The sequence below is a fragment of the Alkalicoccus halolimnae genome (assembly GCF_008014775.2).
GTDB classification, from domain to species: domain Bacteria; phylum Bacillota; class Bacilli; order Bacillales; family Salisediminibacteriaceae; genus Alkalicoccus; species Alkalicoccus halolimnae.
This window is the reverse complement of the sequence record NZ_CP144914.1, coordinates 1170817-1197095: the sequence shown is the minus strand read 5'-3', so window position 1 is coordinate 1197095 and position 26279 is coordinate 1170817. Positions and strand designations below refer to the sequence as shown.

20 protein-coding genes are annotated in these 26279 nt (G+C 42.6%); 9 read left to right on the top strand and 11 right to left on the bottom strand.

Going from position 1 to position 26279, the window contains the following annotated elements:
- The first annotated feature begins 81 nt into the window (after window positions 1-81).
- Window positions 82-1503, top strand: coding sequence for an MDR family MFS transporter (locus tag FTX54_RS05245; protein ID WP_147804020.1), 1422 nt, complete (start codon window positions 82-84; stop codon window positions 1501-1503).
- A 4-nt stretch (window positions 1504-1507) separates the two neighbouring features.
- On the opposite strand, the gene FTX54_RS05240 is transcribed toward FTX54_RS05245, so the two are convergent.
- From FTX54_RS05240 to FTX54_RS05230, 3 genes are all read right to left on the bottom strand, one after another.
- The gene (locus FTX54_RS05240; protein WP_147804019.1) at window positions 1508-3316 is read right to left on the bottom strand and encodes an ABC transporter ATP-binding protein; all 1809 of its coding nucleotides are present in this window, start codon (window positions 3314-3316) and stop codon (window positions 1508-1510) included.
- Window positions 3309-5030 (bottom strand): ABC transporter ATP-binding protein, encoded by a 1722-nt coding sequence (locus FTX54_RS05235; protein WP_147804151.1) that lies wholly within the window; start codon window positions 5028-5030, stop codon window positions 3309-3311. Before FTX54_RS05235 ends, FTX54_RS05240 begins: the two co-directional genes overlap by 8 nt.
- A gap of 79 nt (window positions 5031-5109) precedes the next feature.
- Window positions 5110-6105, bottom strand: coding sequence for a DoxX family membrane protein (locus FTX54_RS05230; protein WP_147804018.1), 996 nt, complete (start codon window positions 6103-6105; stop codon window positions 5110-5112).
- Between the two features lie 233 nt (window positions 6106-6338).
- Between FTX54_RS05230 and FTX54_RS05225 the strand changes: the two genes are divergently transcribed.
- The gene (locus FTX54_RS05225) at window positions 6339-8009 is read left to right on the top strand and encodes a glycoside hydrolase family 13 protein (RefSeq protein ID WP_147804017.1); all 1671 of its coding nucleotides are present in this window, start codon (window positions 6339-6341) and stop codon (window positions 8007-8009) included.
- Window positions 8010-8603: 594 nt separating this feature from the next.
- Here FTX54_RS05225 and FTX54_RS05220 read toward each other — a convergent pair.
- The gene (locus FTX54_RS05220) at window positions 8604-11078 is read right to left on the bottom strand and encodes a diguanylate cyclase domain-containing protein (RefSeq protein ID WP_147804015.1); all 2475 of its coding nucleotides are present in this window, start codon (window positions 11076-11078) and stop codon (window positions 8604-8606) included.
- Window positions 11079-11194: 116 nt separating this feature from the next.
- On the bottom strand, window positions 11195-11662 hold the full coding sequence (locus tag FTX54_RS05215; RefSeq protein WP_147804014.1) for a GNAT family N-acetyltransferase: 468 nt from the start codon (window positions 11660-11662) through the stop codon (window positions 11195-11197).
- Between the two features lie 154 nt (window positions 11663-11816).
- Here FTX54_RS05215 and FTX54_RS05210 point away from each other — a divergent pair, with 154 nt between their 5' ends.
- From FTX54_RS05210 to fmdA, 4 genes are all read left to right on the top strand, one after another.
- A complete protein-coding gene (locus FTX54_RS05210; protein WP_147804013.1) occupies window positions 11817-12290 on the top strand; it encodes a DUF1499 domain-containing protein in 474 nt (157 codons plus the stop codon).
- Window positions 12291-12424: 134 nt separating this feature from the next.
- A complete protein-coding gene (locus tag FTX54_RS05205; RefSeq protein ID WP_147804012.1) occupies window positions 12425-13207 on the top strand; it encodes a hypothetical protein in 783 nt (260 codons plus the stop codon).
- Window positions 13208-13374: 167 nt separating this feature from the next.
- Window positions 13375-14499, top strand: a complete 1125-nt coding sequence (locus FTX54_RS05200; protein WP_187254568.1) for an S-layer homology domain-containing protein — start codon at window positions 13375-13377, stop codon at window positions 14497-14499.
- Between the two features lie 425 nt (window positions 14500-14924).
- On the top strand, window positions 14925-16106 hold the full coding sequence (fmdA, locus tag FTX54_RS05195; RefSeq protein ID WP_147804010.1) for a formamidase: 1182 nt from the start codon (window positions 14925-14927) through the stop codon (window positions 16104-16106).
- A 468-nt stretch (window positions 16107-16574) separates the two neighbouring features.
- Here fmdA and FTX54_RS05190 read toward each other — a convergent pair whose 3' ends face one another.
- The 5 genes from FTX54_RS05190 to FTX54_RS05170 form a co-directional block, all read right to left on the bottom strand.
- On the bottom strand, window positions 16575-17123 hold the full coding sequence (locus FTX54_RS05190) for a macro domain-containing protein (RefSeq protein WP_147804009.1): 549 nt from the start codon (window positions 17121-17123) through the stop codon (window positions 16575-16577).
- Window positions 17124-17425: 302 nt separating this feature from the next.
- On the bottom strand, window positions 17426-18328 hold the full coding sequence (locus FTX54_RS05185) for a helix-turn-helix domain-containing protein (RefSeq protein WP_147804008.1): 903 nt from the start codon (window positions 18326-18328) through the stop codon (window positions 17426-17428).
- Window positions 18329-18706: 378 nt separating this feature from the next.
- Window positions 18707-19333, bottom strand: a complete 627-nt coding sequence (locus FTX54_RS05180) for an FMN-dependent NADH-azoreductase (RefSeq protein WP_147804007.1) — start codon at window positions 19331-19333, stop codon at window positions 18707-18709.
- A gap of 334 nt (window positions 19334-19667) precedes the next feature.
- Window positions 19668-20072: a (deoxy)nucleoside triphosphate pyrophosphohydrolase gene (locus tag FTX54_RS05175; RefSeq protein WP_147804006.1), complete on the bottom strand. Its 405-nt coding sequence runs from the start codon at window positions 20070-20072 to the stop codon at window positions 19668-19670.
- Window positions 20073-20280: 208 nt separating this feature from the next.
- Window positions 20281-20994 carry a hypothetical protein gene (locus FTX54_RS05170; RefSeq protein WP_147804005.1) on the bottom strand — a complete coding sequence of 238 codons (714 nt, stop codon included), beginning with the start codon at window positions 20992-20994 and terminating at the stop codon, window positions 20281-20283.
- Between the two features lie 199 nt (window positions 20995-21193).
- On the opposite strand from FTX54_RS05170, the gene murJ reads away from it, so the two are divergent.
- Window positions 21194-22720 carry a murein biosynthesis integral membrane protein MurJ gene (gene murJ, locus FTX54_RS05165; protein ID WP_147804004.1) on the top strand — a complete coding sequence of 509 codons (1527 nt, stop codon included), beginning with the start codon at window positions 21194-21196 and terminating at the stop codon, window positions 22718-22720.
- A gap of 125 nt (window positions 22721-22845) precedes the next feature.
- Here the strand turns inward: murJ and FTX54_RS05160 are convergent, their stop codons facing one another.
- On the bottom strand, window positions 22846-23865 hold the full coding sequence (locus FTX54_RS05160) for an ATP-grasp domain-containing protein (RefSeq protein WP_147804003.1): 1020 nt from the start codon (window positions 23863-23865) through the stop codon (window positions 22846-22848).
- 545 nt (window positions 23866-24410) lie between these two features.
- Here FTX54_RS05160 and FTX54_RS16810 point away from each other — a divergent pair.
- Window positions 24411-25007: a M15 family metallopeptidase gene (locus FTX54_RS16810; protein WP_422387428.1), complete on the top strand. Its 597-nt coding sequence runs from the start codon at window positions 24411-24413 to the stop codon at window positions 25005-25007.
- Window positions 25008-25374: 367 nt separating this feature from the next.
- A complete protein-coding gene (locus FTX54_RS05150) occupies window positions 25375-26241 on the top strand; it encodes a SurA N-terminal domain-containing protein (RefSeq protein WP_246125638.1) in 867 nt (288 codons plus the stop codon).
- The last annotated feature ends 38 nt before the right edge of the window (window positions 26242-26279 follow it).

The following is a 26279-nucleotide window of genomic DNA, read 5'->3' as shown; positions in this document are numbered from 1 at the left end:
TTACTCTATAAAACTTTTTGAACGACTTTAAAAGAGTCCAGAAAAGAAGATATAAGAGAGATACAGAAGGGATTTTATTTTATGCCTAAAAAACCGAACAATATACTTATTGCCGCTATTCTGCTCACCGGTGCATTCGTCACCGTACTGAATCAGACGCTCATGATAACGGCTATTCCTCCTATTATGCAGGAAATGAATGTCACGGCAAATACAGCTCAATGGCTTACAACCGTTTTTATGCTCGTAAACGGCATAATGATACCAATTACCGCTTTTCTCATCGAGAAATTCACGACCAGACAGCTTTTTATGGCTGCAATGATTACTTTTGCTCTGGGAACCATTGTGGGCGGCCTTTCCACCAATTTTGAAATGCTCATTACCGGAAGAGTCATTCAGTCAGCCGGAGCAGGTATTATGCTCCCGCTGATGCAGACCGTTTTTCTGCTCATTTTCCCGGTGGAAAAACGCGGAACTGTGATGGGTTACGTGGGCCTGACCATTTCTTTCGCTCCAGCAATCGGTCCTGCTCTTTCGGGATGGATTACAGACACATTGGAATGGCGATTTTTATTCTGGATCATTCTTCCACTTATAATCATTATTACAGTCATCGCCTACAAAATTCTTGAAAATGTAACTGAACTGAAAAATCCTAAAGTAGATCCGATTTCCATAACCCTCTCCTCCGTCGGTTTCGGCGGCCTTCTTTACGGATTTACGAGTGCAGGAAACAATGGATGGACAGCAGGAATTACTTTAATTACGCTTGCCGTCAGCGCCGTTACGCTCTTCTTATTTATTAAAAGGCAGCTCGCTATGCACCATCCTATGCTTGAATTCCGCGTGTTTAAGCTGAGGACGTTCACGTTAGCAACAATTATCGGAATGATTGGTTTTCTCGGTCTCATCGGCCTGGAAACACTGATTCCTCTTTATATGCAGGAAATGAGAGAGTTTACCGCGCTTGATTCCGGGCTCGTCCTTCTTCCCGGCGCTCTGATTTCCGGTCTTATGTCTCCAATTACAGGCATGATATTCGATAAGTACGGGGCAAGGGCTCTTGCTTTCACAGGGTTGACGATTATGACTATAGCAACGCTCGGATTCGTGTTTATAGATATTTATGCGACGATGACTCTGCTGGCTTTTCTGTTTGCGCTGAGAATGTTCGGGTTTTCGATGGTCATGATGCCCGTTACGACTTCCGGATTAAATGAACTGCCGAGAAAATTAATCCCTCACGGAGCGGCCATGAACAATACGATGCGTCAGATCGCCGCTTCTGTCGGTACCGCTCTTCTCGTTACGGTCATGACGACAACCGCTCAGACCGTAAACGTCGATTCGCCTTCAACGACGCCTGACATCGTCGGTCTCAATACAGCTATGCTCGTCATCACGATCCTGACGTTTATCGGTTTTATTCTTGCCTTTTTCCTGAAAAACACTTCTCCGATGACGGACGAGGAATGGGATGAACGGGAGAAAAAAAGCTGATCTGTTAAGACAGCTTCTGGCTGTAAAACAGATCAGCATAAAAACCTTTTGTTTCAAGAAGCTGCTCGTGGCTCCCTGCTTCCGTTACGCTTCCTTCCTGGAGGACAATGATATGGTCTGCCTCCCGGATCGTATTCAGTCGGTGGGCAATGACAATGCTTGTCCTTCCATGCATCAGGCGGCGCAGCGCTTCCTGAATTTTCAACTCCGTAATCGTATCAATACTGCTCGTGGCTTCATCAAGAACGAGAATCGCCGGATCGGCCAGAAGAGCTCTTGCTATAGACAGCAGCTGCTTCTGCCCCTGGCTGATCCCACCCCCTTCTGCATCAATCTTCGTATCAAAACCATCCGGCATTTTCGCGATAAACGAGTAGGCATTCGCCAGTTCAGCTGCTTGCTCAACTTCTTTATCCGCTGCCTGCAGTTTTCCGTAGCGGATGTTTTCCCGGATCGTACCTGCAAACAGGAAAGAATCCTGCAGCACAAAAGCCATATGTCTGCGCAGCGATTCTTTTTTTACCTGCCGGATATCTTTTCCATCGATTAAAATCGCTCCCTGATCCGGATCATAAAAGCGGGAAAGCAGGCTGATGATAGTTGTTTTCCCAGCTCCGGTCGGACCGACGAAAGCTACTGTCTCCCCTTTATCCGCAGCAAAAGAAACATTATTGATGGTTACTTCTTCTCCGTATCCGAAACGCACATTTTCGAATGCTATCCGCCCTTCGGAAATCGGAAGCTCTTCTGTTCCTTCATCTTCATGCAGTTCATCTTTTTCATCCATAATGGAAAAAACGCGCTCCGCTCCTGCGATGGCGGAAAGCAGGACATTGAACTGGTTAGCCAGGTCGTTCAGCGGCCTGGTAAACTGCCGGGCATACTCAGCAAATATGACAATGACACCTATCGTCACCATGTTTTGAAGAGCAAGCAGGCCTCCCACCCCAGCAATGACAGCAAAACTGACATTATTAAGCATATTCATCAGCTTTGGAATAAAGCCGGAGATCGTCTGAGCCCAGAAGCCGGAGAGGCGCAGGTTTTGATTTTTTTCGTCAAACTCCCGCATGACCCGCTCCTCCTGAGAGAAGGATTTAATAATCCGCTGGCCGCTCATCGTTTCCTGAACGTATCCGTTCATCTCCCCGAGATTTTGCTGCTGAGCTTTAAAAAGCGGCCCTGTACGCTTCGTAATCCACTTCATTCCAGCAATCATCAACGGGACAATTATTAGAGTAATAAGCGTTAACAGCGGGCTTAAGTAAAGCATGACGATAAGAATGCCTGCAAGAGTGAGGACACTCTGAAAAATCTGAATCACAGAGCTGTTCAGCGTATTGCTTATGTTCTCTATGTCATTTGTGAGTCTGCTCATCAACTCTCCATGCTGTCTGCGGTCGAAAAAAGGAATCGGAAGTTTCTGCATGTGATCGAAAAGCCCGGTGCGTATCGTGTAGACCGTTTTCTGCGAAATACTTACCATCCAGAAATGCTGAAGAAACACAGTCGCTGCGTGGAGAATATACACGACACCTAGAGCCAGAAGAACATAAACAATCATTTCCATGTTTCCATCGACGAGAAAATTGTCGATGGAAAGACCTACAATAAGCGGACCAGCGAGAGCAAGCAGAGAACTCAGCGTAATCATAAGGATGACCATAAACAGCATCCGCCGGTGAGCCATTAAGTAGGACCAGATCCGTTTCAATGTGCCCTGCCAGTCCTCCGCACGTTTTTTCTTCTCAGTCGAATCCGGATCAGTATTTAATTTAGGCTGACGGAACGGCTCCGTCCATTCATTACGCATAGTCTCCTCCCTCCTCTCCAAACTGGGATTCGTAAATCGCTTTATATAATGGGGACGAAGTCAGAAGCTCTTCGTGTGTGCCTTCTGCAATCAGTTTCCCTTCATCAAGGAGAAGGATTCTGTCTGCCTCCATCGTCGTACTCATCTTCTGAGTAATCATGAGCGTCGTACAGCGGTACTTCGTCAAAGCCTGAAGAAGCCGTTTCTCCGTCTTTACGTCCAAGGCACTCGTACTGTCATCCAGCAGTAAAATCCGCGGCCTGCGGATAAGGGCTCTCGCAATGGAAATACGCTGTTTCTGACCCCCGGATAAATTCACTCCGCGCTGACCGATTCTCGTATCGAGACCATCAGGCAGCTCAGCGACCGTATCGTATATCTGTGCATCCCGGAGAACATCAATCATTTCTGATTTGGAGGCTTTTTCTTTTCCCCAGCGCAGATTTTCCTTAATAGAACCAGTGAACAGCATCGCTTCCTGCGGCACGTAGCCGATCTGAGAGCGCAGACTTTTCCATGTAAACTGTTCCACACTCAAACCGTCTATTTTCACACTGCCTGAGCCGGCGTCATATAATCTCGGAAGCAGTTGAAACATGGACGTCTTTCCGGAGCCTGTAGCGCCGAGAATCGCGATTCTTTCACCAGCCCTGACGTGAAAATCAATATTCTCGAGAACTTTCTCTTTTTTCTGAGGATAGTGAAACGAGACGTTTTCGTAAGTAATATCCCCCCGGAATAATGGGGCTTCGGCAGTTTCCTGTTTCATGTCTTCCTCAGTGCCCAGCACATCCGACACACGTTCAGCGGATGCTTTAGCTCTTGAAAATATAATAATGATCATAGAAAAAATGGATAAGGCCCCTGTCATCCTTGTAATGTAATTGATGATCGCTACCACTTCACCTACCGTAACCGCTCCGGTATTTATGCTCGTTGTACCAAACCAGAGAACAGCCATAATGCACCCGTTCATAACCAGGAGTATGAGCGGCATGGAAACCTCGACGATTCTCATCGTCCTGACCGTTTTATGCTGCAGATCTTCAGATGCGTCGTGGAAGCGCCCCGACTCATACGGTCTGCGAGTGAATGATTTAATCAGCCGGATGGCTGTTAAATTTTCCTGAACGACGTTATTAACTTTATCGACTCTTGCCTGCACCTGTTTAAACAGGCGGCCGGCTGTCCGCATAATTATTAGCAGCACTGCAATCAAAAGCGGAACGGCAGCAACAAGAACCATAGCCAGCTGCCAGTTGACAAATAGAGCCATAATGACAGAGCCTGCAACGAGCAGAGGTGCCCGCAGCATAATACGCAGACTCATGAAAATTGTATTCTGCAGCTGCTGAATGTCGTTCGTAATCCTTGTTAACAAGGAAGAGGTTGGAAACTGCTGAAAATTTTTAAAAGAAAATGTCTGAATCCGTTTGTAGAGGTCCGTCCGCAGGTCAAAGCCGGTGTTCTGACTTGCATGCGCTGCATAAAAAGAATTTATAATACCTGCTGCAAAGGCAATCAGGGAAAGGAAAAGCATAATTCCTCCCCAGGTGAGTACAACGCCGGTATCTTCAGCCATAATGCCCTCATCAATTATTTTTGCAATGAGAAGCGGCTGAATCAATTCCACTCCAAGTTCGACCAGAGTAAGGAAAAGCGCAGCCGCTACAGCCAGTCTGTATTTTATTAAATAGTTCCAAATTAATCGCATTGCCACTCGCTGCCTTTCTATTTTTCTCTGCTTTTACTTTACCATAATTATTTTGTTTCTCGAAGTACTACCGACTGACCTAAGCAAGGCGGTAGTAAATAAGCAGAAGAAAGGCAACAGCGAATAGGAAGTTTGAAAAAATAAATGCCATTCTTCCGACCCGGGTACTGTGGTGCTCAATCGGCGGCTTATAAAAAGATTTCCCTTCAATAATAAAAATGAACAGAATCAGATGAATCGGGAAATGACCGACTATTTCCAGCCAGCCGAAAAGCATTGTCGTACTAATAAATATCATCGTAAGGACGAGGCTTAATATCCGATTTAAAATCCCTACGATAAGCAGATAGCCGACCATAAATTCAATGAACCCGGCCATGACAGCAAACGTGTCCGGCATAATGCCAAAAGTCGGAACGTCATTATTGACAATTGCACTTACCGACATTCCCGGGTACACCCACTTTTCCACGGCTACCCAGCATAAGGAAACTCCCGTTGTTAAGTATAGAATACCCAGATTAAATGGCATCAGCTTCGTTTTGTGAAAAAGCAGCATGAAAATCATGCCGAGATAAAACACATAATCCATCATGTGAAGAAAGCTGTGTGCATAAGTGGTGAAAGCAAACTGAACGAGCAGCAGCACTCCGGCTGTCCTGGCTGTAAACCGGTGTGGTATGAGAAGCAGCACAATTGTTACGTATACGAGCCAGCCGAGAATTCCTTCCGGAGCAATTAATTCCGGAGCAAAAAGGCCGTGAGTTAACACCTGCATCACTAAAGTAACGGCCAGACCGTATTGAATTATGAAAAACGTATAAGGCTGAACCACAGACACCCATTTGACGACTTTTTCAGGGTCATGATCCAGTTGAAAACGTGGAATAAGCTGTGGAAGCATAGCAAGAAGTGTTGCACAAATCAAAGCAGTAATAACAAAGAAAGGGCTGATTATCGTTTCGATGGCTGCCCGTTCTGCTTCAATTTCTGTGAACCATTTTACGTGGGCAGAAGCTGACACCGGCAGAAGGGTGAAAAGCACGATTAAAAAAATGACTTTCTGTTTCAACATAAATACTCCTTTCGGGCTGGCTTTACTGATACTTTTCCTTTATTTAAAAAGTATGAAACCTTTCTTAAAAGCCTTTCGGACTGACAGATGCTGCATTGTATTTCTTTGTAGAGTTCGTTATTATAGTAAAGTACCCTAATGACAGAGCTTAAAGCTTTTTTATTTTTTACATTTTGGAAAACCGTTTGCACAACTTGAGGCACACATATAAAATTAATGGATGAGGTGACACGATGACAAATAAAACATGGTGGAAAGAAGCAGTGGGATATCAAGTATATCCGCGAAGTTTCCAGGACAGTAACGGTGATGGTTTTGGTGATCTGCGCGGAATGATACAGCGTCTGGATTACCTGCAGGAGCTTGGAATAGATTTTATCTGGATTTGTCCAATGTATAAATCACCTCTTGATGATAACGGTTATGATATTTCTGATTATCAGGATATTCTCGAGGACTTTGGAACAATGGAAGATTTTGATGAACTTCTTGAGGAATGCCACAGCCGTGGAATGAAACTAATCATCGATCTTGTTTTAAATCATTCCAGCGATGAGCATCAGTGGTTTATCGAATCCCGGTCTGATAAAAATCATCCGAAAAGGGACTGGTACATTTGGCGCGATGGTAAAAATGGGCAGGAACCGAACAACTGGGAAAGTATTTTTGGCGGCTCTGCCTGGGAATATGACGAAAAAACAGATCAGTATTTTCTTCATGTATTCAGCCGGCGCCAGCCTGACCTTAATTGGGAAAACCCGGAAGTGCGTGACGCTCTGTTTGATATGGTGAACTGGTGGCTTGATAAAGGAGTGGACGGTTTCCGTATTGACGCAATCAGCCATATTAAAAAAACAGAGGGATTCCCTGATATGCCTAATCCGGATGGCAGGAAATATGTTTCCTCCTTCGATCATCATATGAATCAGCCGGGTATTCATAAATTTCTTCAGGAATTTAAGGAAAAAACCTACAGCAACTATCCTCATGCTATGACCGTAGGAGAAGCCAACGGAGTTGGCATTGAAGAAGCTCATATGTGGGTCGGTGAGGAAGGTAAAATGGATATGGTCTTTCAGTTTGAGCATTTAGATCTGTGGGACCACGAAACGGGTGAAGGACTCGACATCGTTAATTTGAAAAAAATTCTCACACGCTGGCAGAAAGGTCTTGAAACAGATGGCTGGAACGCTTTGTTCATTGAAAATCATGACAAAGCACGTGTTGTTTCTACCTGGGGAGACGATGAATCTTACTGGCGAGAAAGTGCCACCTCTCTGGCTGCGATGTACTTTTTGATGCGGGGAACCCCTTATATTTACCAGGGGCAGGAAATTGGAATGACGAATATTTATTTTGATTCAATTGAGGACTATAATGATGTGGCAGCGATTAATCTTTATGAAGAAAAGGCAGAGGAAGGCCAAGCTGCCGAAGCCATTGACGTTCTTGCAGTTACTTCCCGTGATAACAGCCGTACACCGATGCAGTGGTCTGCTTCCGTGAATGCAGGATTCAGCGCAGGTGCTCCATGGCTGAAAGTGAACCCGAATTACAAAGAAGTAAATGTCGAAGCGCAGGAAAAAGATCCATTCTCCATTCTTAACTTTTATAAAAATCTGATTCAGCTTCGACGCACAAATGAACTCTTTGTTTATGGTTCCTATGAGCTCCTTATGGAAAAAGATAAACAGGTTTATGCTTATTTGCGTGAATTAGATGGTAAAAAAGCAATTGTTATTTCCAATTTGACAAAAGATCATGCCATCTGGGAAGCTGAAGATGATGTTCCTGCTGTTTCCGAAAGTCAGCTTGCCCTTAAAAACTATGAAAGTGTAAAACCTCACGAACACGTATCTTCTTTGGAACTTCGACCGTTTGAAACGAGAGTATATATTCTGTAAACTTCCTCTAAATTAAGAACGGCCCCTGCAATTTTAGCAGGGGCCGTTCTTCAGAGTGTTGATTAAGTAAAGAAAAAAGTACATGTATTCGATTCCTTGTATTTTCTCCTTAGCTTACCGGCGGAAGCTTGCCGTGGGGCTTGTCTTCAGCTATTTCCCCTGCCTCCAGGGCAGGGGAAATGATCTTCAGACTGCGCTTATATCCCACTGGCGTCTCCGCCGGACCCTTCGGAGAAAATAGGGGTTTTCAGGAGCGACAGCAGTGTTCTACCTTTGCTTTCGTAAGACCATCCTTTATCCATCGGGCTGTTGGAGCCGGATGGTCGACTCCTGGAGGACGTAGAACGATTCGAAGATCCATCTGCCAAAGGCAGGTTAGCTGAGAGAGTTCCCTCCGGAAAGCGACCATGTAAGGCGGAAACAGCCCCATGGATAAAAATACAGAAAAAATACTTTTTCAACAGCCTTAGAACGGCCCCTGCACTTTTAGCAGTGCCGTTTTTATTTATGACTGAAGGAGTTAGGCCCTGCTGCATTTTGGTAAAGGCATGCTGAGGATCCAACCTGATCTGTAAATTTTCAAAATAGAGGATTTCACCTGCTTTCCTTCTCATCAGCGAACGTCATGCCCTCCCGATAGACCGCCAGCCCGTTTTTGTTCCCCCGTTTTCTCTGATACATAGCCTGATCAGCTTTGCGCAGAAGATCTTCTATGTCCTTTCCGTGATCAGGGTACATCGAAACACCGATAGAAGCTTCCACTTTTACTTTATGTTCATCTACTTCTACCTGCTGACGGAATACCTGCTGGATACTTTCTGCTGCTTTTTCCAGCTGCGATTGGTTATAAACGTTCGTAAATGCCACCATAAATTCATCTCCAGCGATACGTGCTACTATATCCGATTCTCTAATTGCCTGCTTAAGATTTTCAGCTACGCCTTTTAAAAGTGCATCCCCTGCATTATGACCGAAACGATCGTTGATAGCCTTGAAATTATCCAGATCGATGAAAAGCACACCTACTTTTGATCCCGTTCGGTTCGCCTGAAGAAACTGCTGCTGCAGCCGTTCAAAAAGGAGTCTTCTGTTCGGAAGGCCGGTAAGTGGATCGTAATAAGCCATCTTTTCCATTTTTTCTGCCAGGATGCGATACTTTTCTTCGCTTTCCTTTAAGGCTTTTTCTGTTTCCATATCTGCCGTAACGTCCGTCAAATACCCGTTCCACATCGTTTCGCCGTTTTCCATTTTTTTCGGAAAAGAAGCGGCATGAAGCCACTTTGTTATTCCGGATGACTGCACGATACGAAACGTTTCATCGAATTCCGTCTCCTCCTCCCTGGAATAATCAATTCTCTCTATAAGAGGCTTCATGTCATCTTCATGAACATACCTTTCCAGTTTGAGGTCCGTCACTTGTTTATGCTCAAGTTCCTTCCCGAATACATTCCCCAGACTTCCCGTTGCCATCATAAAGCGGTAATCCCCTGCCCCGCTGCTGACAAACTTATAAATAACTCCGGGAACCTGCGCAGAGATGTCCGAGATCAGCCGGTCCCGTTTTTCAAGCGCGATTTCTTTTTCTTTAAATTCGGTAATATCGTACGTATAGCCGTAAAAACAGGTTATCCCGTTATCTAAATAAGCCGGTTTCGCATTAGCTCTTAACCAGCGTAAGCCTTTGTCAGGATGAATACACCTGAAATCCAGGTGCCATATATTCCCATTAATTCTGCTTTCTTCTATCGTTTCTTTAAATAAATCAAAATCCCCCGGATGAATCCGGTCGAACATTTTATTAATATCTTCATAAGCTTCTTCAGGTGTAACTTTTATCAGATGATACATTCCTTCTGAAGTGAATTTCAGCTTATGCTCTCCTGATTCAGTGAGATGGAACTGATAAATCAGCCCGGGGACCTGGGAAATGAGCATATTCATTTGATCTTCCCTCGTCCGGGCTTTCAGTTCATTTCTTTTTTCAGTGGACACATCCGATATATATCCGTACCAGATACAGCCTCCATCAGGCAGAATCAAAGGTTTTGCCCGGCCTCTCATCCAGCGTATTTCTTTATTCCTTGTCACGATTCTAAAATCATGGTACCAGAGCTGATTGTGTGCTCTTGAATGACGAATCAAATCGAGCACCTGCTGCTTATCATCCGGATGCACTCTTTTAAAGATCACGTTATGATTATCATGAAATTCTTCTGCAGTCACATCAAATATTTCCCGGAAATTTTCTGAATAGTAAGGGAAAGACATATGACCTTCTGCATCCAGTTCCAGCTGATAAAGGCCTCCTGGGAGCTGGCTCGTATGATACTGCAAAAAAGCTTCTCTCCTCTGCAGTTCCAATTCCTTATTATAGCGGTCGGTCACATCCAGGGCCGTGCCATAAATCACTCTCTCATGCTCATGCATCCCCCACTCCATAAACCGCCATTCTCCATTACCGGTCTGAATCCGGCTGACCAGGTTTTTTACCGTTTCACCGGCGTCAGCGCGCTGAAGGGCCCTCGCAGTCATACAACGATCTTCTTTATGTACATGAGAAAGCAGTGAAGTGCCCTTAGTCTTATGCTTCTGAAGATTCGTTAATGACTCCCAGGCAGGATTCGCATCGCTGATCACTCCCTCTTTGTCCAAAAGAAGCTGAATGTGCAGACTGCCGGAAAACAAGGCCTGCAGACCATTTTGTTTTCTCCGTGAATCTGTAACGTCAGTAAAAATTACAGTAAAGTGCGTCTCATCATGCGGGATAACCTGAACTCTGTACCAGGAATCTGCGCCAGGCGAATATTTTTCAAAATGGGTGGTCTGCTTGTAATGAAGAATCTGTTCATAAATATCCAGCCATCCAGCTTCCTCTTCGTTTTCTTTTGAATTCCCGGCTCTGGCTGCCGTTACCTCATCCAGCCTTACTTTATTCATTATTTCTTTCATTGTTTCATTCATGTCCAATATTTCATAATCAACAGCTTTTGTACCCTCCACTATTAACTGCTGATAAGCATACCCTGCCGGAAAACCTGTCACTTTTTTATTATCGATTCCGTTACTCAATGGGTACACCCCCTTCGCTCCTATAATCTGTTAAATGAGGCTGCCCAGCCTCTCTCACTCAATATAGCTATCTGATTAACTATCCATAAAATTACCAGTTTGCAGAAAGGTACAATTTAATTCTTAAATTCATCCCCAAATATGCTGTTTCTTCTCATGTCAACATGAGGAATGTTATCTTCAAGGTACGTATCCGAGATTCTCTGAAATGAAAATGCAGCATAAAACGCCTCCGCATACTCCTGAGCCTGCAGACGTATAGGCGTCTGACTGTAGTTTTCATCCAGGTTCTTTACCGCTCTTTTCATTAATTCTTTCCCCAGCCCGGTTCCTCTTTTGTCACCTGCGACAAGTACTCGCCCAATGGAAGCTTCCTGATACATCGTTCCCGGCGGCAGAAGTCTAGCATAAGCTTTCACCTCATTATCTTCCACAGCATATAAGTGCTCTGCTGCCTTATCCATGCCGTCAATTTCAGGGTAAGGGCATTCCTGTTCGACCACAAAGATTTCCACTCTTATTTTCAATATTTGATAGAGCTCATCTGCTGTCAATTCTTCAAAAGATTTTATTGTCCATTTCATAGCAGCCCTGCTTTCTGTATTTATATCCATTAAAAGGAATTTATTGTAAAAGGGTTTATTTGATTTATTATATCATGACTAAGCCTGTACTTGAGAGGGTATTTAGAAATAGTATACAAAAGTAATAAAAAATTATAATTGGAGGTATCGTCCCGTGAAATTTCTTTTCTCAACAATATCCGCCCTGCTCGTCTCTTCCATTGCCTATCTCGTAATTAAAAACAATAAAGAGCCCGACCTGGGCGTTGAAAATGGTATGTTAGCAGAAATGCCTCCCACTCCAAATGCGGTCTCCTCCCAGGCTTCAGGGGGGAAGTACACCGCTCCCTTTCCTATTTATAATAACGACCCCCAAGCCAGCTGGAATTTATTAATAGAAACTCTTATCAACCAGGATCGAACTGAAATGGTCGCAGCGGAAGATCATTATGCCCACGTGGTATTCCACTCTCCTGTGATGAAATTTAAAGATGATACGGAGTTTTATCTGAATGAATCATCTGGTCACATCGATGTCCGCTCGGGAGCTCGAGTCGGCTGTTACGATATGGATGTAAATAGAAAACGTGTGGAAGCGCTCCGAAAAGAATACACCGAGGCTGCAGACTTTCTGCAGATGATTCAATAACGAAACGGGAGGAGTTCTCTGCTGAGAATTCCTCCCCCCTTTATTTTATCTCTTAACCAAAGAAAAGACGCCACATGTGTTTCCTATGATAAACTTATATTTACATACTTAATTCATTAGGAGGCCTTGTACTTGTGATTAATTTTAAAAAAACAACAATAAAACGAAAAGCAAAACGCAGGAAAAACTGGATCGAGAAAGTACTAGTTTATCCCTATCCTGTCCGAATCAAAGAGCAGGATTACTACTTAGTCAACTACATAAAAGCAAAACAGATCACCGGCAGTGCCGTTTTATCTGACGGGACAGAAAATAGTGCAGACGTTCATAAAGCGCATGAAAAACTTCATCTTTTTTACAGTTTAACTGAAAAAATAAAAACCGAGGGACAGATGAGAGCCGGAGTAAACATTGACTTCTTCAGAAAACCGTTAAATTTAATTGATGAAAAACCTCAGCCTTCTTTGCAGAAAGGCTATGACTCGATCAAAACCGTTCTTAATATGCAGCTGAAATATAAAAAAACATATGATGATTTTCAATATACGCTTCAGTACCTCGAAGATAACAAACAGCCGATTACGAGCACGGAACTTGATAATGCCATAGAAACAGCTGCAATGCTCGATGTCCTGCAGTACGAAATAGTTAATACTCTGGCAAAAGATACGCCTATCCTGAGAGAATGGATTGAAGAAATGAAAAAAGCCGGCCTATGGGACAGGCTGACCAAAGCACAGCAGGTTTTTTACCTGCAGCTCCTGAAAAATGAAGAATTAATGAAGGAAGAAAGCAGCAAAATGCCTGTTGTTAAACATGAAAGTTTTGAAAAAATGATTAAATTTAATAAAGACAGGCTGAAATCTTTTAAAAGGCAGGAGCAGCAGCAGGAAGTAAAAGACCTGCGGCAGCCTTAAAATGACTTCCCTCATAATTGTTACAAATTATTTCAATTAGGTTACGATTTAATTACACACATTGTATTTTTATCCCAACAGAGTATTATCGATGATGTAAACATTTATATGTTTTTATAGGGATGGATAAAACCATTCGATTTAAGAAGAGAAAGAGGCGAGGTATTATGAAACGTTGGATGATTTCGCTCGGTTTATTTGCGGCAGCTTTAACATGCCTGCCAACGTCTGGTCTTGCATATTCTGATGTGAGCGAAGACCGCTGGTATTACGATGAAGTAACAGAACTGTCGGAAAAGAATATTATCACCGGCTTTCCAAACGGGGATTTCCGACCTGACAGCAACATCAGCCGCCAGGACACTGCAGTCATGATTTTTCGTGCTCTCGGTATGGATGAAGACGCAGAAGTTACTTCTCCATTTGAAGATTTGAATAAGGACAGCTACGCTCATCAGGCTGTCGCTTCGTTATACGAAGCCGGCGTAATTACCGGTACTTCTGAAACAACTTTTGAAGGAACCCGGGACATTACCCGCGGTGAACTTGCTGTATTAATTAAACGTGCTTTTGAACTCTCAGGGTCTGATTCTGCGCCTTCTTTTGCTGATACAGAAAACCACGTTTACAGCGATGAAATCCAATCTCTGGCAGACGCAGGAATTGCAATGGGCGCCAGCGATGGTAATTATTATCCTGATAATCAGAGTACACGCGCTGAAACGGCTGCGTTTTTAACCCGTATTCTTAAAGAAGAGGATAAAGTTTCCTCTCTGGAAGATAATGAAAATGAAGAAGGGTTCTCTCTCACTTCCGATGAGCAGAAGCTAGCTCAAAACATCAATGCTTACCGTGAAGAACAGGGCCTTGCCCCTCTGTCCGTTTCCATTTCACTTACAGAAACTGCCCGTGCCCACGTAGAGGATTCCAATGCGTACAGCCCGGAAAAAGCAAGTACAGATTGTAACCTGCACAGCTGGTCAGATAACGGCAGCTGGACACCGGTCTGCTACGGTGGTTCAGATGACGACGGAGTGAAAACAAGAATCAAACCTTCTGAAATTACAGATGGTGTTTACACTGGGGATGGTTTTGAAAATTCCTACTGGCATAACGAGGAAGCTACTGTTGAAAAAGCTATGAACGGTTGGAAAAACAGTGAATCTCATAACGCTTTAATGACTGGTCAAAACTCCTGGTCAACGATTACTACTATGGGAGTAGCAATTGAAGGAAATTATGCTCACGTCTGGTACGGTCGTGAAGATGATCCACAAGGTTATGCTGAATAAAAGAATAAAAACCGGAATTATCCTGGTTAATCAGAGAATGCCCTCGCCATTGGTGAGGGTATTTTTTCATATAAGCCCAGCCCGAGAAAGTACGTTTCCATGCAGGAAAACTTCAGTTCGGCCATTCGAAGGACACCTCCAGGACCCCTGCTTAATTCCAGTTAAAGTCTCCCGAATCAGATCCCCTCCTTCGTTAAAGTGATTTACAGACTATTTTGTTCTTTCAAGTTAATATATTTTACAATTTTGGATTAAATTTCTTTTTTTATTGACTTATGAGAGCGCTCTCAATTATGATAATTGTATTGTAAGAGGATGTAATTATTTCCTGTTTTTCATATGAATAAAGGAGGTGACATAAGCCGGCTGCTGTCATTGTGAAGGTGCGCTTTTTTTGAAAACAATAAAAAAAGGAGTGCTTCTAAATGCCGAAAACACGCTTTAAAATTGACCTCAATAAAAAGATGGACCAACAGGAAATGCCGGGTCATAACCGTTGGCACCCGGACATCCCCGCTGTTTTTTCAGCAGATCCAGGAGAATCGTTCCGGATGGAATGCCTTGACTGGACGGACGGTCAAATTGCTAATAATGATGACGTTTCAGATATTAAAAACGTGAATTTAAAACGGGTACATGTACTGAGCGGTCCCGTTCATGTTAATGGCGTCAGTCCGGGGGATCTTCTTGTCGTTGATATTTTGGATATTGGAACATTTCCTGAAGCGGAGTGGGGGTTTAACGGTATTTTCGCACATGAAAACGGCGGAGGCTTTTTAACAGCTCACTTTCCGGAAGCAGCAAAATCCATATGGGAATTTAACGGCATTTATGCCTCTTCCCGCCATGTTCCCGGGGTTTCTTTTCCCGGTTTGATTCATCCGGGACTTATCGGCACGGCTCCCTCCCATGAGCTGCTGAACGAATGGAATAAACGGGAAAAAGAGTTAGTGGACCATGACCCTCAGCGTGTCCCACCTTATGCAGAACTGCCTGACATAGACAGTGCTGTGATTGGAAATGTAAAGGGAGAGCAATTCGATAAAATCGCTAAGGAAGGTGCCCGCACCGTCCCGCCGCGGGAAAACGGAGGAAACTGCGACATTAAAAACCTTACCCGCGGCTCCCGCGTTTATTTTCCGGTTTTCGTAGAAGGAGGAAAACTTTCTGTTGGAGATCTTCATTTTTCGCAGGGAGACGGGGAAATTTCTTTTTGTGGAGGTATTGAAATACCTGGATGGATTGATTTAAAAGTAGATGTGATTAAAGGCGGAATGGAGAAATATCAAATAAAATCCAATCCAGTTTTCAGGACGAGTCCAGTGGAACCTCACTTTACGGATTATATAGTATTTGAAGGTGTTTCCGTAAATGAACATAGCGGCCAGCAGCATTATCTTGATGCTCATTTAGCCTATAAACGAGCTTGTTTAAATGCTATAGATTACATGAAAACGCTCGGTTACACCGGTGAGCAGGCTTATATGCTTCTCAGCACCGCGCCGGTAGAAGGAAGGGTCAGCGGCATCGTCGATATTCCGAATGCCTGCTGTACTGTTGCTATACCGAAAGATATTTTTGATAAAGACCCATTCCCTGAAAAGTAGGTGACCTCTTTGATTGAATACTCTTTTTGCTGTGACAGTTGCGGATTTTTTCATGAGATGCATTCAAGTACCAGAGGACAGAAGCAGACAGCCTTCTGCCCGGAATGTAAAGCGGTATCTGCAAGGGTTTATCAGAGACCGCACGTCTTTCGGATGAATGGAAATGTAAAAAGCAGGATAGAAAACGGCATGGCACCCCGAATTGTAAAAAAGGAAGAATTACATGGACAGCCGATCCGTCAAAAAAACAGGCTGAACCGTCCCTGGCAGGTTTAAATACAAGCCCATTCGAAAGCATCCTTAATCATAGACCGGCGTAGAACAGCACGTAATTTATAAAAGAAAGTCCCGTGCCGATTTTTATCAGCACGGGTTTTTTGTATAAATTAAGCGGACATTCGCATTTGGCTCCACCTGGAGTTTTAACTGTTTCTAACTCGTCCCGTTTTCAAAAGGGGCTTCCTCTGCTTACGTCAGTTCTTTTTCGGCATCCAAAACATGCAGAGCTGTTTTAAATAATACAAGCTCTCTCACAGAATAAAGTACGAAACGTACATTCTTCAAATAGTTGAACTCTTTGGACTCTGTTTTAAAAACCTGCAGCGCAACTTCAGCTGCCTCCTGCATTGGATAGCCGCATCCTCCTGTAGCAATAGCAGGAATAGCAATGCTTTCCAACCGATATTTTTCTGCCAGCGAAAAAATATTTCGGTAACAGGCAAAAAGCAGAACATCAGCCGGATAATCTTTACCATAAGCAGGTCCCCGGCAGTGGATAATATAGTCATTCGGAAGGTGATAGCCTTCTGTGATCCTCACTTCTCCCGGCCGTACAGGAGCGTACCTTCGGGCAGCTTCGTCCAGTGTCGGTCCAGCGGCCCGGTGGACATCTCCCGAAACACCTTCCCCTTTCTTCAGTTGAGCGTTTGCTGAACTTACGATACAGTCTAATCCTGGCTGCCGGGTAATATCTCCTCGCACGATTTCCAGGGTAACACCATTTACGACCAGTTCCATCTTCTCAAACCTCCAATTTTTAAATCCGTTTTATTGCTGTCTATAATATACATTTAAATTCAAGTTCAATTCGATTAAAGTAAAGACCACCTTTGTTTCCATGGGGATGCTTTCCGAGCGGGACGGCCTCAGCTAATTTCTTCCTCCCACAGGTTGGAAGAAATGGATCTTCGGCTCGTCCTTTATCGCTTCGGAGTCACCCATTCCTACTCCGGTGACCTGTCACTCAGAATTTATTTCTTAATAAGTTGAAAATACTCCTTTCTGGTTCTGCTTGTAAGACTATCAAATTAGGACTAAAATTAAAGATCTGTATGTTTAACATAATTCTTAATATCTTCAATCTCTTCTTCAACGAAACCTGCAAATTCTTCATTTTCACGAAGCATAAAAACATTTCGGGATTTTTCTAAATATAGAAGCGGTTCTTCTATTTGTTTCTTATTGCTGTGCCAGAGACTTTGACCGCATTGGAAATAAAGATCAGCTAACATATATAAAGAGTCTGTATTAAGACATTGCTTAATTCCACTCTTAGCTAGTCCTACAGATTTTTTAAATTGATTTTGATCAAATTGATTTTTACTGTAATTGTAATAGATTCGCAAAACTAATTTATCGTTCTGCAGATAAGGATGTTTTCGACTTGCAGATAAAAGTTCTTCATAAAGAGCTGCAGCATGATTATGTTCATCTACCATACTATAAATATTAGCTTTACTTAATAAAATATCTAATTCTATTTCTGATTTATTTTTATTAGTGGTTTCAGATTGTTCAATAGCTTTATCGAGAAATGATATTGCCTTGAATTTATTTTCATCGATATGGAAAATACAAATTCCTTTTCGCCAGAGTAAAAACTGCTGGAGCTGGTGACCTCTAAACAGAGGATTTTTTTCTTCTGCCTCCACCATCGCTAGTACATCTTCATACTTGGCACGGTCCAGGTTTTTGGAAATAAAATCGATAACCTGGTACACGTAATTAACCTGGGTCACGTCGACAAAGTAATCAAAGAAGTACTGGGTGCTCACCCCCAGACGATCCGCAAGCATCGAGAGCATGTTGGCCGATGGATGGACTAGTCCTTTTTCCAGTTTACTTATGTAGCTCTGGTTACAGATATTTTCACAAACTTCTTTCTGGGAAATGCCATAAAACTTGCGTAAATCTCTCACTTTTCTACCCAAATCGATTTCCATACACCTTTCCCTCCATATTCTATATTCTTATATGAATATTTTTTTATTAAAATGGAGCTAAAACAATCATTATAGTGAAGTTTGCAATATTTTCAGGCGATACAGTTTTTTCCTTATCTTTTTTTATATGGCATACTGTTACTTAGAAGACGATCTTTTGGGACGTATTCTTATCATACCATCAAGGAGGGCTTTACATGAAAATTTTTATCGTATGTTTTTTAGCAGTAATGATGTTCGCTTCCCCGGTTGGTGCTTTAGAAATGATGGAAACTCTTGGAGGAGGTCTTCCCTACCGTCACGGATAAATATTTATAGCAAAAAACTGCTCCGGATACACCCCCCGGAGCAGTTTTTTTGTATTTGTTTAACAGTTATTTAGAAGCTTGCTGCCTGCTTCTCTGCTTTTTCGAGTCCTTCCTGGATGATTTCCTCAGCTTTATCAGGAAATTGATTGTGTCCCTCTATGATAACGCTCAGGCGGTCTTCAATGCCGAAGAAGTTCATAATGGTTTCCACATAGTTGACGGCCATTTCCATTGAAGAAGCTGCTCCTTCCGAGTAAACTCCTCCACGCGCATTCAACAGCATTACTTTTTTGTCTGCCATTAAACCAATCGGGCCTGCTTCTGTATATTTGAAAGTGGTACCAGCCTGGCACAGGTAATCAAAATACGTGTGCAGGACGGCGGGTACAGCGAAATTCCACAGCGGAAATGCAATGACAACTTTATCGGCTTCCAGAAACTGATTGAGATACCCTTTTACAAATTGAGCTGCTTTCTCTTCCTCTGGGGAACGCTCAATTCCTTTGGCAGTTTTGAACATTCCATGTATTTTATCTGCATCATAATAAGGCAGATTTTCTTCGAAAAGATCCAATTCTTCAATGTGGTCATTAGGGTTTTCCTTCAGATAATTTCCCTTGAATGTGTTGTACATCTGCAGGCTCACCGCCTGATCGTCCGGTCTTGCATTTGCTTTTATAAATAATACTTTTGACATACTGTCATTCCTCCTGAATCTCTAAGATGATTTTTTAACTTACAAAAATATAGTTTAAATACTTTTGTTTGTAAATTCAAATCATCTGCCTCGCATTATGAAATTCAGAATAATTAACAATCAGAGAGGATTAACTAATGAAGTGTAAAGCGTGCTTATTACTTAAAATGAAGAAGTGATCATCATCATAAAAATAGGGCTCTTCTAGTCAAGAAACGAATATCTATTCGCCTTCCCGGAAAGCTCTCCATGGATACGAAGGCTGACTTTTGCAGATATTGATTTATATAGAAAATACTCGATCAGCAGACGAGTTAATAAAGTCGAAGCAGCATTAATCCCCCCACCCGCTGTCTTCGGAAATTCTTGCGATAGTGGGAAGGTCTGCCCCTGCCCAATCGAGTGTTTCAAGATCTTCTGCAGGCAGCCAGAGGAGTTCTGAATGTTCGCTCGAATCAGGTTTTCCTGATTCGATCCGGCATATGTAAGTCGCCAGATGAACGATCGCAAAGTCATATTCATATACTGTTTTGGTTATAAACTTTTCAACTCTGATATCGCAGTTCATTTCCTCTTTAATTTCTCTTTGTAAAGCTTCTTCGGGACTCTCCCCACCTTCTATTTTCCCTCCTGGAAATTCCCACTTCCCGGGGAGCGCTTTTTCCTGTCCTCTTTTCGCACAAAGAACTTTGTCTTTTTCCATTAGTACCGCTCCAACTACTTCTACGTTTTTTTTCATGTACTGGAACCTCCCGATTTTTGATTTTATATATTGGAATCAATTTCATAAGTGCTTTCTTAAATAAATGGCTCTGTTAAAGCTCCGTGTTGTTATTGGATTGCCTGCGTCTCTTTTTTCTTCGCCTGCCGCGGAGAAAGCCTTCAGCTCTCCCTCCCTTGCGTTATGACATTCGTTCATTGAAAAAGGTTAAAAATAGAGACGGGAATTAAGGAAGATTCACGGCTTCCCAGGCTGTAATAATACCGAGCAGCTTTTCATGCTCCTGCCCATTTTCAGTAATCAATAAGGCTGACAGGGAAGCCCGTTCTTTGGTTTTTCCTTTCATAAATAAATCTTTCGCCCTGTACTCATCCGTTTCCAAAGAAGCAAAATCAACATTGTATCTCTCTGAATCAAGCTTCAGTACTTCTTCTACTGTCGTTTCCGTCCAGTCCACCCTCTCCCACGGCTGGGAAGCTGTAAACTGAGCAATCCCGCTTTCCGTTAACAGACCGGCAAACATTCGTTGATAATAAATCGGAAATTGAGAATACTTTTTGTCACGGACAGCTTCCAGAACATAAGGCATGTAATCGTTCAGCTGGAAGGAAAGTACTTCCTGCTGATACCTTCTCCCTATCACCGGAGGCCTGCTGATCACCTGCTCGATATGAATAAATTTTTTAACAACAGATTCATGAGGCTCAGCTATAATGATCTCTTCATTAAGTTTCTCATGTATAATCGCATTTCTCAATTCACCGAAGGCCTTCAAATCAGAAAGATAATGTTTAATGACAGCATTTGTTTTGGCTCCCTCACGCAGAAGATGTGTATAGGGCTGGTGAGTCATTCCCCCGTAATTTGCGTCCATATATTTGTACAGCCTGTTATAAGCTTCAATAAACCGCTCTGAACGCTGCATATTAGTACACTTCATCCTTTCTGCGTTCTTCCTCTTTTTCTTTTATTTATTCATGGTAGAGTATTTCTTATAATGATACGATAGATGTTGGATACAGCTCAATAGATGCCATAAACTCTCATTGACGCTGTTTCTACAAATAAATATTTATCTTTTAGAGAAAGTATTCAATTTATTCCCTCCATTTTGACTGGTGGATAACAGGAGATTTTTTATGAAAAAAGCGGTTATTATTCTAATGATTTTAACATTCTTATCTAAAATTGTTGGTTTTCTGCGGGACGTTACTCTCGCTTACTTTTATGGAACATCCGGCATCAGTGATGCCTATCTGATAGCTCTGACAATCCCTGTTGTGATCTTTGGGATCGTCGCTAAAGGTATTTCAACGGGATACATACCGATGTACAGCCGGATTGAGCAGCAGGAAGGCCCATCTTCTGCTCTCCGCTATACTAACAATTTGATTAACGTCCTGCTCGTCTTTTCCTCTATTATCATACTGCTCGGTTTGATTTTCACTGAACCTGTCGTTAAAGTCTTTGCCAGCGGATTTGAAGGGGAAACCCTTGCCACCGCTGTCTACTTTACAAGAATAACGCTGCTTGGTATATACTTCACCATTTTTATCAGAATTTTAAGTGCTTACTTGAATTATCAAAAGCTTTTTGCAGTACCAAACCTGCTCGGAATTCCGATGAGTCTCATTGTGATTGCTTCCATAATAACTGCTTCCGAAACAGGAAATCCGTCTCTGCTGGCCTATGGACTTGTTGCTGCTCTTGCGGTCCAGTGGTTGATCCTGCTATTTTTCTCCTACCGCAAGTCTTTTCGTTACCAGAAAGTTTTTGATTTAAAGGATGAAAACCTCCGACGTATGCTCATTCTTGCGATTCCGGTCATTTTGGGCTCTGCAGTTCAGCAGATTAATAAACTGGTCGACCGTACCCTTGCTTCCCAGGTAGCTGTAGGAGGAATTTCCGCACTGAATTATGCGCATACGCTCACAAATTTTGTGCACGGGATTTTTGTAACATCCATTACGACGGTCATGTTTCCTTCCATTTCACGAATGGCTTCCAAAGGAAATTCCGACAGAATGAAATATACGCTGCATCAATCGATTGTAGGGGTGGCTCTGTTGACACTGCCTGCTACAGTGGGCGCGCTTGTTTTTGCTGAACCGATTGTCCGGCTGCTCTTTGACAGAGGGGCATTTGACAGCAGCGCGGTAGTAATGACGTCAGGCGCCTTTTTCTTTTATTCTATCGGAATGGTAGGTACGGGACTCCGGGTAGTCCTGTCCCAGGCGTTTTATTCTCTGCAGGATACAAGAACGCCGATGGTCAACGCTGCGATCGCTGTGGTGTTAAACATTATCCTGAACTTCCTGCTTGCTCCTGTGATGGGCATAAGTGGTCTGGCTCTGGCTACGAGCATTTCAGCCATATTCTGTACCGTTCTGCTTTTTTATAATTTGAAGAAAAAAATCGGTTCTCTCCAATTTAAAAAAATGGCTGCGGCTTTTTTGAAGATACTTGCAGCTTCTGCAGTAATGGCTGCGGCTGCTTATTATGTATACGACTACTTCCTGGCCGTCATGCTATTTCCACCGGCTCTTCTGCTGACCATGTTTATTGGTGCTGTGATTTACTTTACGCTGCTTAACTTCTTGAAAATAGAAGCATTTGATCATGGCGTTGCAGGCATAAAAAGAAAATTAGCCGGGAAGTTCAAGTAAAACAGGTACCAGATGTTTATCAAAAAATGTTTTAAGAGAAAGGATGAAACTGTCCTGTTTATAACAAAGGCGTTATGACCGATTGCAGTCATAACGCCTTTATTTCATATTAAAAATGATTCCTGCTATTCCTGAATAAAAAATTGATCTCTGTAACGAAGCATACGTGTCCCCCACTTCGGGTGAACGTCAGGTTTATTCTGCAGCAGTTCGTATTCAATCAGCAGAAGAGGAAAATTAACACCTGCTCCGAGACTCATCACCTGGCTGCCACAGAAACGTGGATTGATATCTGTTAATTTGTACGATCCTTCATGTTCAATAAATTGCAGATTTATAAATCCTGTATGGATAAGGGCTTCTGACACGACAGAACCAGCTTCAATTAACGCTTCATTATAAATAACTTTTCCATCCAGAACGAGACCGCTGGATACTCCGGTTCTTTCACGCGGCACTGCAGTAACCGTTTTCCCTTCATAGACGTAGACATCGACGCTGAACTCCTGGCCGGGCAGATATTCCATGACCATTTCCCCGCCCTCATGCGGGATATCACAATAGTCCTGCAAAGCAACATAGTTTTTCTGCCCTTTCGTAAGCATTTCCAAATACGTCTCTCTGTCCGTCAGAAGTGCAAAACCAAGAGCTCCATGCCCGGATACTTGTTTCGCAACAGTGAATTTATCCCTGGAAAAATGTTTATCCATAACCACTTTTAACTCTTCTCTGTTTTGAAAAACAAAGTATTTAGGGATATAATGTTCCAAGTCCATCTGCTCAAGGAGCTTATACGCTTCAGCTTTATTGTTGAGTGCGGAAATATAATCTGATTCCGGGGTTGCTACGACCACGTCGAGTTCCCTTTTAAAAGAAGTATATACTTCGATTTCTTCGTGAAGAGAGGGGAAAATGACATCAATTTTTTCCGATTGAACAATTTCCCTTATTTTGTTTTTGTAACTTCCAAGATCTATCATTCCAGGAATTTGATGAAATTTATGGCAGAAAGGCCGCCCGCTATTCACTTCTCTGCGATCTACACCTACAATTGTTATGTTGTCTTCATCTGCAAGTCCGCGCATAACACCTTGGGCTGTAGGGCCGCCTATACCCGTAACTAAAACGTTAATCATTTTTGGCATACTCCTTCTTCCTTATAAAACTTCTTTTATACACTCTTTCCATTATAAAACAGTATTTCTACTATACCAAGAAAATTCTCTATATATAGGTAATTTGATAATGTTATATATTTAACATCCATTTCCTTATGCGCATTCCTCTGCAGAAAGCGGAAAACTCAGGGTGTAAGGGATGATTTACCCCTTCAAAAACTGGAGGTTGATGATTCCCCGGAAAGTGCTTCTTTAACCCAGCTCTTAAACACCTTAAAAATATGATTTTACTATACAATTTGAACAAATCAATGAGAACTCTTGTTTTTCTCTTTGCATAAGAAATGGCAGAAATGAATCACTCATTACATAAGAAGATAATACTAGTGAGCGGCCTGGTACGGGGACGGCTCCTGAGATTCTGCTATGTCTGAATGTCTTTTTCACAGGTGGATTTTCCGCAAAATCAGCTGAAGACAATCCCCCTCGGAGGAAATCATCCCCGGAGAAACAAAGTCGGGTGACAGGAGTTTTCACTTTAAACGCCTTCATTATTTTTATAAACTTAAACTATAGCTTTTCAGGAAAGGCTATACATTTATAAAAGGAGACTCCCAGCCATCAAACTGATTATATTTATTTCTATCATTCTTGTACTTTCCGCCTTTGTTTATGAAAATGTTGACTTACTTGCAGATAAAGAAAATTCCACCCGTGATAATATAAGCGCCGATGAAGTAATTGAAAATGAGGGCCTCCACCCCACTGTCGAAAAACAAAAAGAAAAATTTTTGGAAAGAACGGCTGACCGGAATATAAACGTGGTTATTACCGAAACATATCGTTCCAAAGAAAGACAAAATGACCTTTTTGCCCGTGGTCGTTCTTCCGAAGGGGAAATCGTTACTCATGCAGCAGGTGGGGAATCTTATCACAACTATGGCCTGGCAATTGATTTTGCGCTCCGTACGGATGAGGGAGACGTTGTATGGGATGTGGAAAGTGACTTCAATGGCAGTGGAAAACCCGATTGGCTTGAAGCTGCGGAAATTGCTAAAGACTTAGGGTTCGAATGGGGCGGTGACTGGAGCGGATTTCGTGATTATCCTCACCTTCAAATGACATTCGGCTTAACCATTAATGAACTGCAGGAAGCCTCGCCCCGTTAATGATTGTTTTCACTCTTATTCTGGAAATTATATTGGAAAAAACATCGTAATCGATAATGTTCTGCGATAAAAAGTGGAGAAAATATAATCCTCAGAAAAATTTTCTGTTTTATTACGATTTTATTACACAATTTCACAACTTCACGCTGTTTTCGATCTTCTGGTAGAACGAATCTCTGTACAAAAGCTTGAAAATTGCATGTATCAGGAGAAAATAGCGTAAATAACCCTTTTGGGCAAAAAATAATTTTTTAGATTTACCCAACATATTTGCTCATGAGCAGGCAGAGAATTGCTTTGTCCATACATTTCTTTATTTAGGTATGTTACCATTTGCGGCAGCATGATTTTGAAAGGAGAATGCATCTTGAATAAAAAATTATTATTAAGTCTATCTACAGCTATGAGTATTTCTTTAGTAGCCGCTTGCGGCGGTGGTGAAGAATCCAATGAAGGTAATACTAATGAAGGTAATAATATGGAAACAGAAAATCAGACGGAAGAACCAGCAGAAAACAATGAGGCTGCTGCCGGAGACGATGAAACAGCAGAAGGTGAGGAAGCTGCCGGGGAAGGTAATGAAACAGCCCAGCAGGAGCAGCCTGAAATGCCCGAGCCTGATTTAGAAGATGTTCCGGATACGGTTGCAGAAGTAAATGGAGAAGAAATACTTAAAGAAGATTTTGCTTCCAATTATGAAGGTCAGTTTATGCAGGCTGCCCAGCAGGCCCAAATGACACAGGAAGAAATAGACCAGGATCAGTTAAAAGAACAGGTTGCGGAAAATATGGTCGGCACTGAACTTCTTATTCAGGAAGCAGACAGCCGTGATTATGATGTATCTGAAGAAGATGTGAATGAAACTCTTGATGAACTTGCCGCTCAGAATGGTCTCGAATCAGGAGATGAACTGTTGTCTGCACTGCAGGAACAGGGGCTCGAAGAAGAAGAGATTATGGATCAGGCTGAAATGCAGGTAAAGATTGATCGCCTTCTTTCAGAAGAAAGCGGAGATGCAGAACCTACAGAGGAAGAGCTTGAAGAGGCCTACGATCAAATGACAGCCCAGCAGGAGCAGATGAGTGGAGAAGGCGGAGAAGACGTAGAGATGCCTTCCTACGAAGAAGTCAAGCCTGATCTGGAAGAGCAGGTTGCTGCACGGAAAGAAGCAGAACAGTCCCAGCAGCTCGTAGAAGACCTTCGGGAAGATGCTGACGTGACTATTAACTTGTAAGAGGATGCTGTTTCATACAGCGCAGCAATAACTACAAA

Coding starts and splice junctions, on each gene's coding strand:
- FTX54_RS05245 (WP_147804020.1), top strand. CDS start 82: ATGCCTAAAAAACCGAACAATATACTTATTGCCGCTATTCTGCTCACC.
- FTX54_RS05240 (WP_147804019.1), bottom strand. CDS start 3,316: ATGCGTAATGAATGGACGGAGCCGTTCCGTCAGCCTAAATTAAATACT.
- FTX54_RS05235 (WP_147804151.1), bottom strand. CDS start 5,030: ATGCGATTAATTTGGAACTATTTAATAAAATACAGACTGGCTGTAGCG.
- FTX54_RS05230 (WP_147804018.1), bottom strand. CDS start 6,105: ATGTTGAAACAGAAAGTCATTTTTTTAATCGTGCTTTTCACCCTTCTG.
- FTX54_RS05225 (WP_147804017.1), top strand. CDS start 6,339: ATGACAAATAAAACATGGTGGAAAGAAGCAGTGGGATATCAAGTATAT.
- FTX54_RS05215 (WP_147804014.1), bottom strand. CDS start 11,662: ATGAAATGGACAATAAAATCTTTTGAAGAATTGACAGCAGATGAGCTC.
- FTX54_RS05200 (WP_187254568.1), top strand. CDS start 13,375: ATGAAACGTTGGATGATTTCGCTCGGTTTATTTGCGGCAGCTTTAACA.
- fmdA (WP_147804010.1), top strand. CDS start 14,925: ATGCCGAAAACACGCTTTAAAATTGACCTCAATAAAAAGATGGACCAA.
- FTX54_RS05190 (WP_147804009.1), bottom strand. CDS start 17,123: ATGGAACTGGTCGTAAATGGTGTTACCCTGGAAATCGTGCGAGGAGAT.
- FTX54_RS05185 (WP_147804008.1), bottom strand. CDS start 18,328: ATGGAAATCGATTTGGGTAGAAAAGTGAGAGATTTACGCAAGTTTTAT.
- FTX54_RS05180 (WP_147804007.1), bottom strand. CDS start 19,333: ATGTCAAAAGTATTATTTATAAAAGCAAATGCAAGACCGGACGATCAG.
- FTX54_RS05175 (WP_147804006.1), bottom strand. CDS start 20,072: ATGAAAAAAAACGTAGAAGTAGTTGGAGCGGTACTAATGGAAAAAGAC.
- FTX54_RS05170 (WP_147804005.1), bottom strand. CDS start 20,994: ATGAAGTGTACTAATATGCAGCGTTCAGAGCGGTTTATTGAAGCTTAT.
- murJ (WP_147804004.1), top strand. CDS start 21,194: ATGAAAAAAGCGGTTATTATTCTAATGATTTTAACATTCTTATCTAAA.
- FTX54_RS05160 (WP_147804003.1), bottom strand. CDS start 23,865: ATGCCAAAAATGATTAACGTTTTAGTTACGGGTATAGGCGGCCCTACA.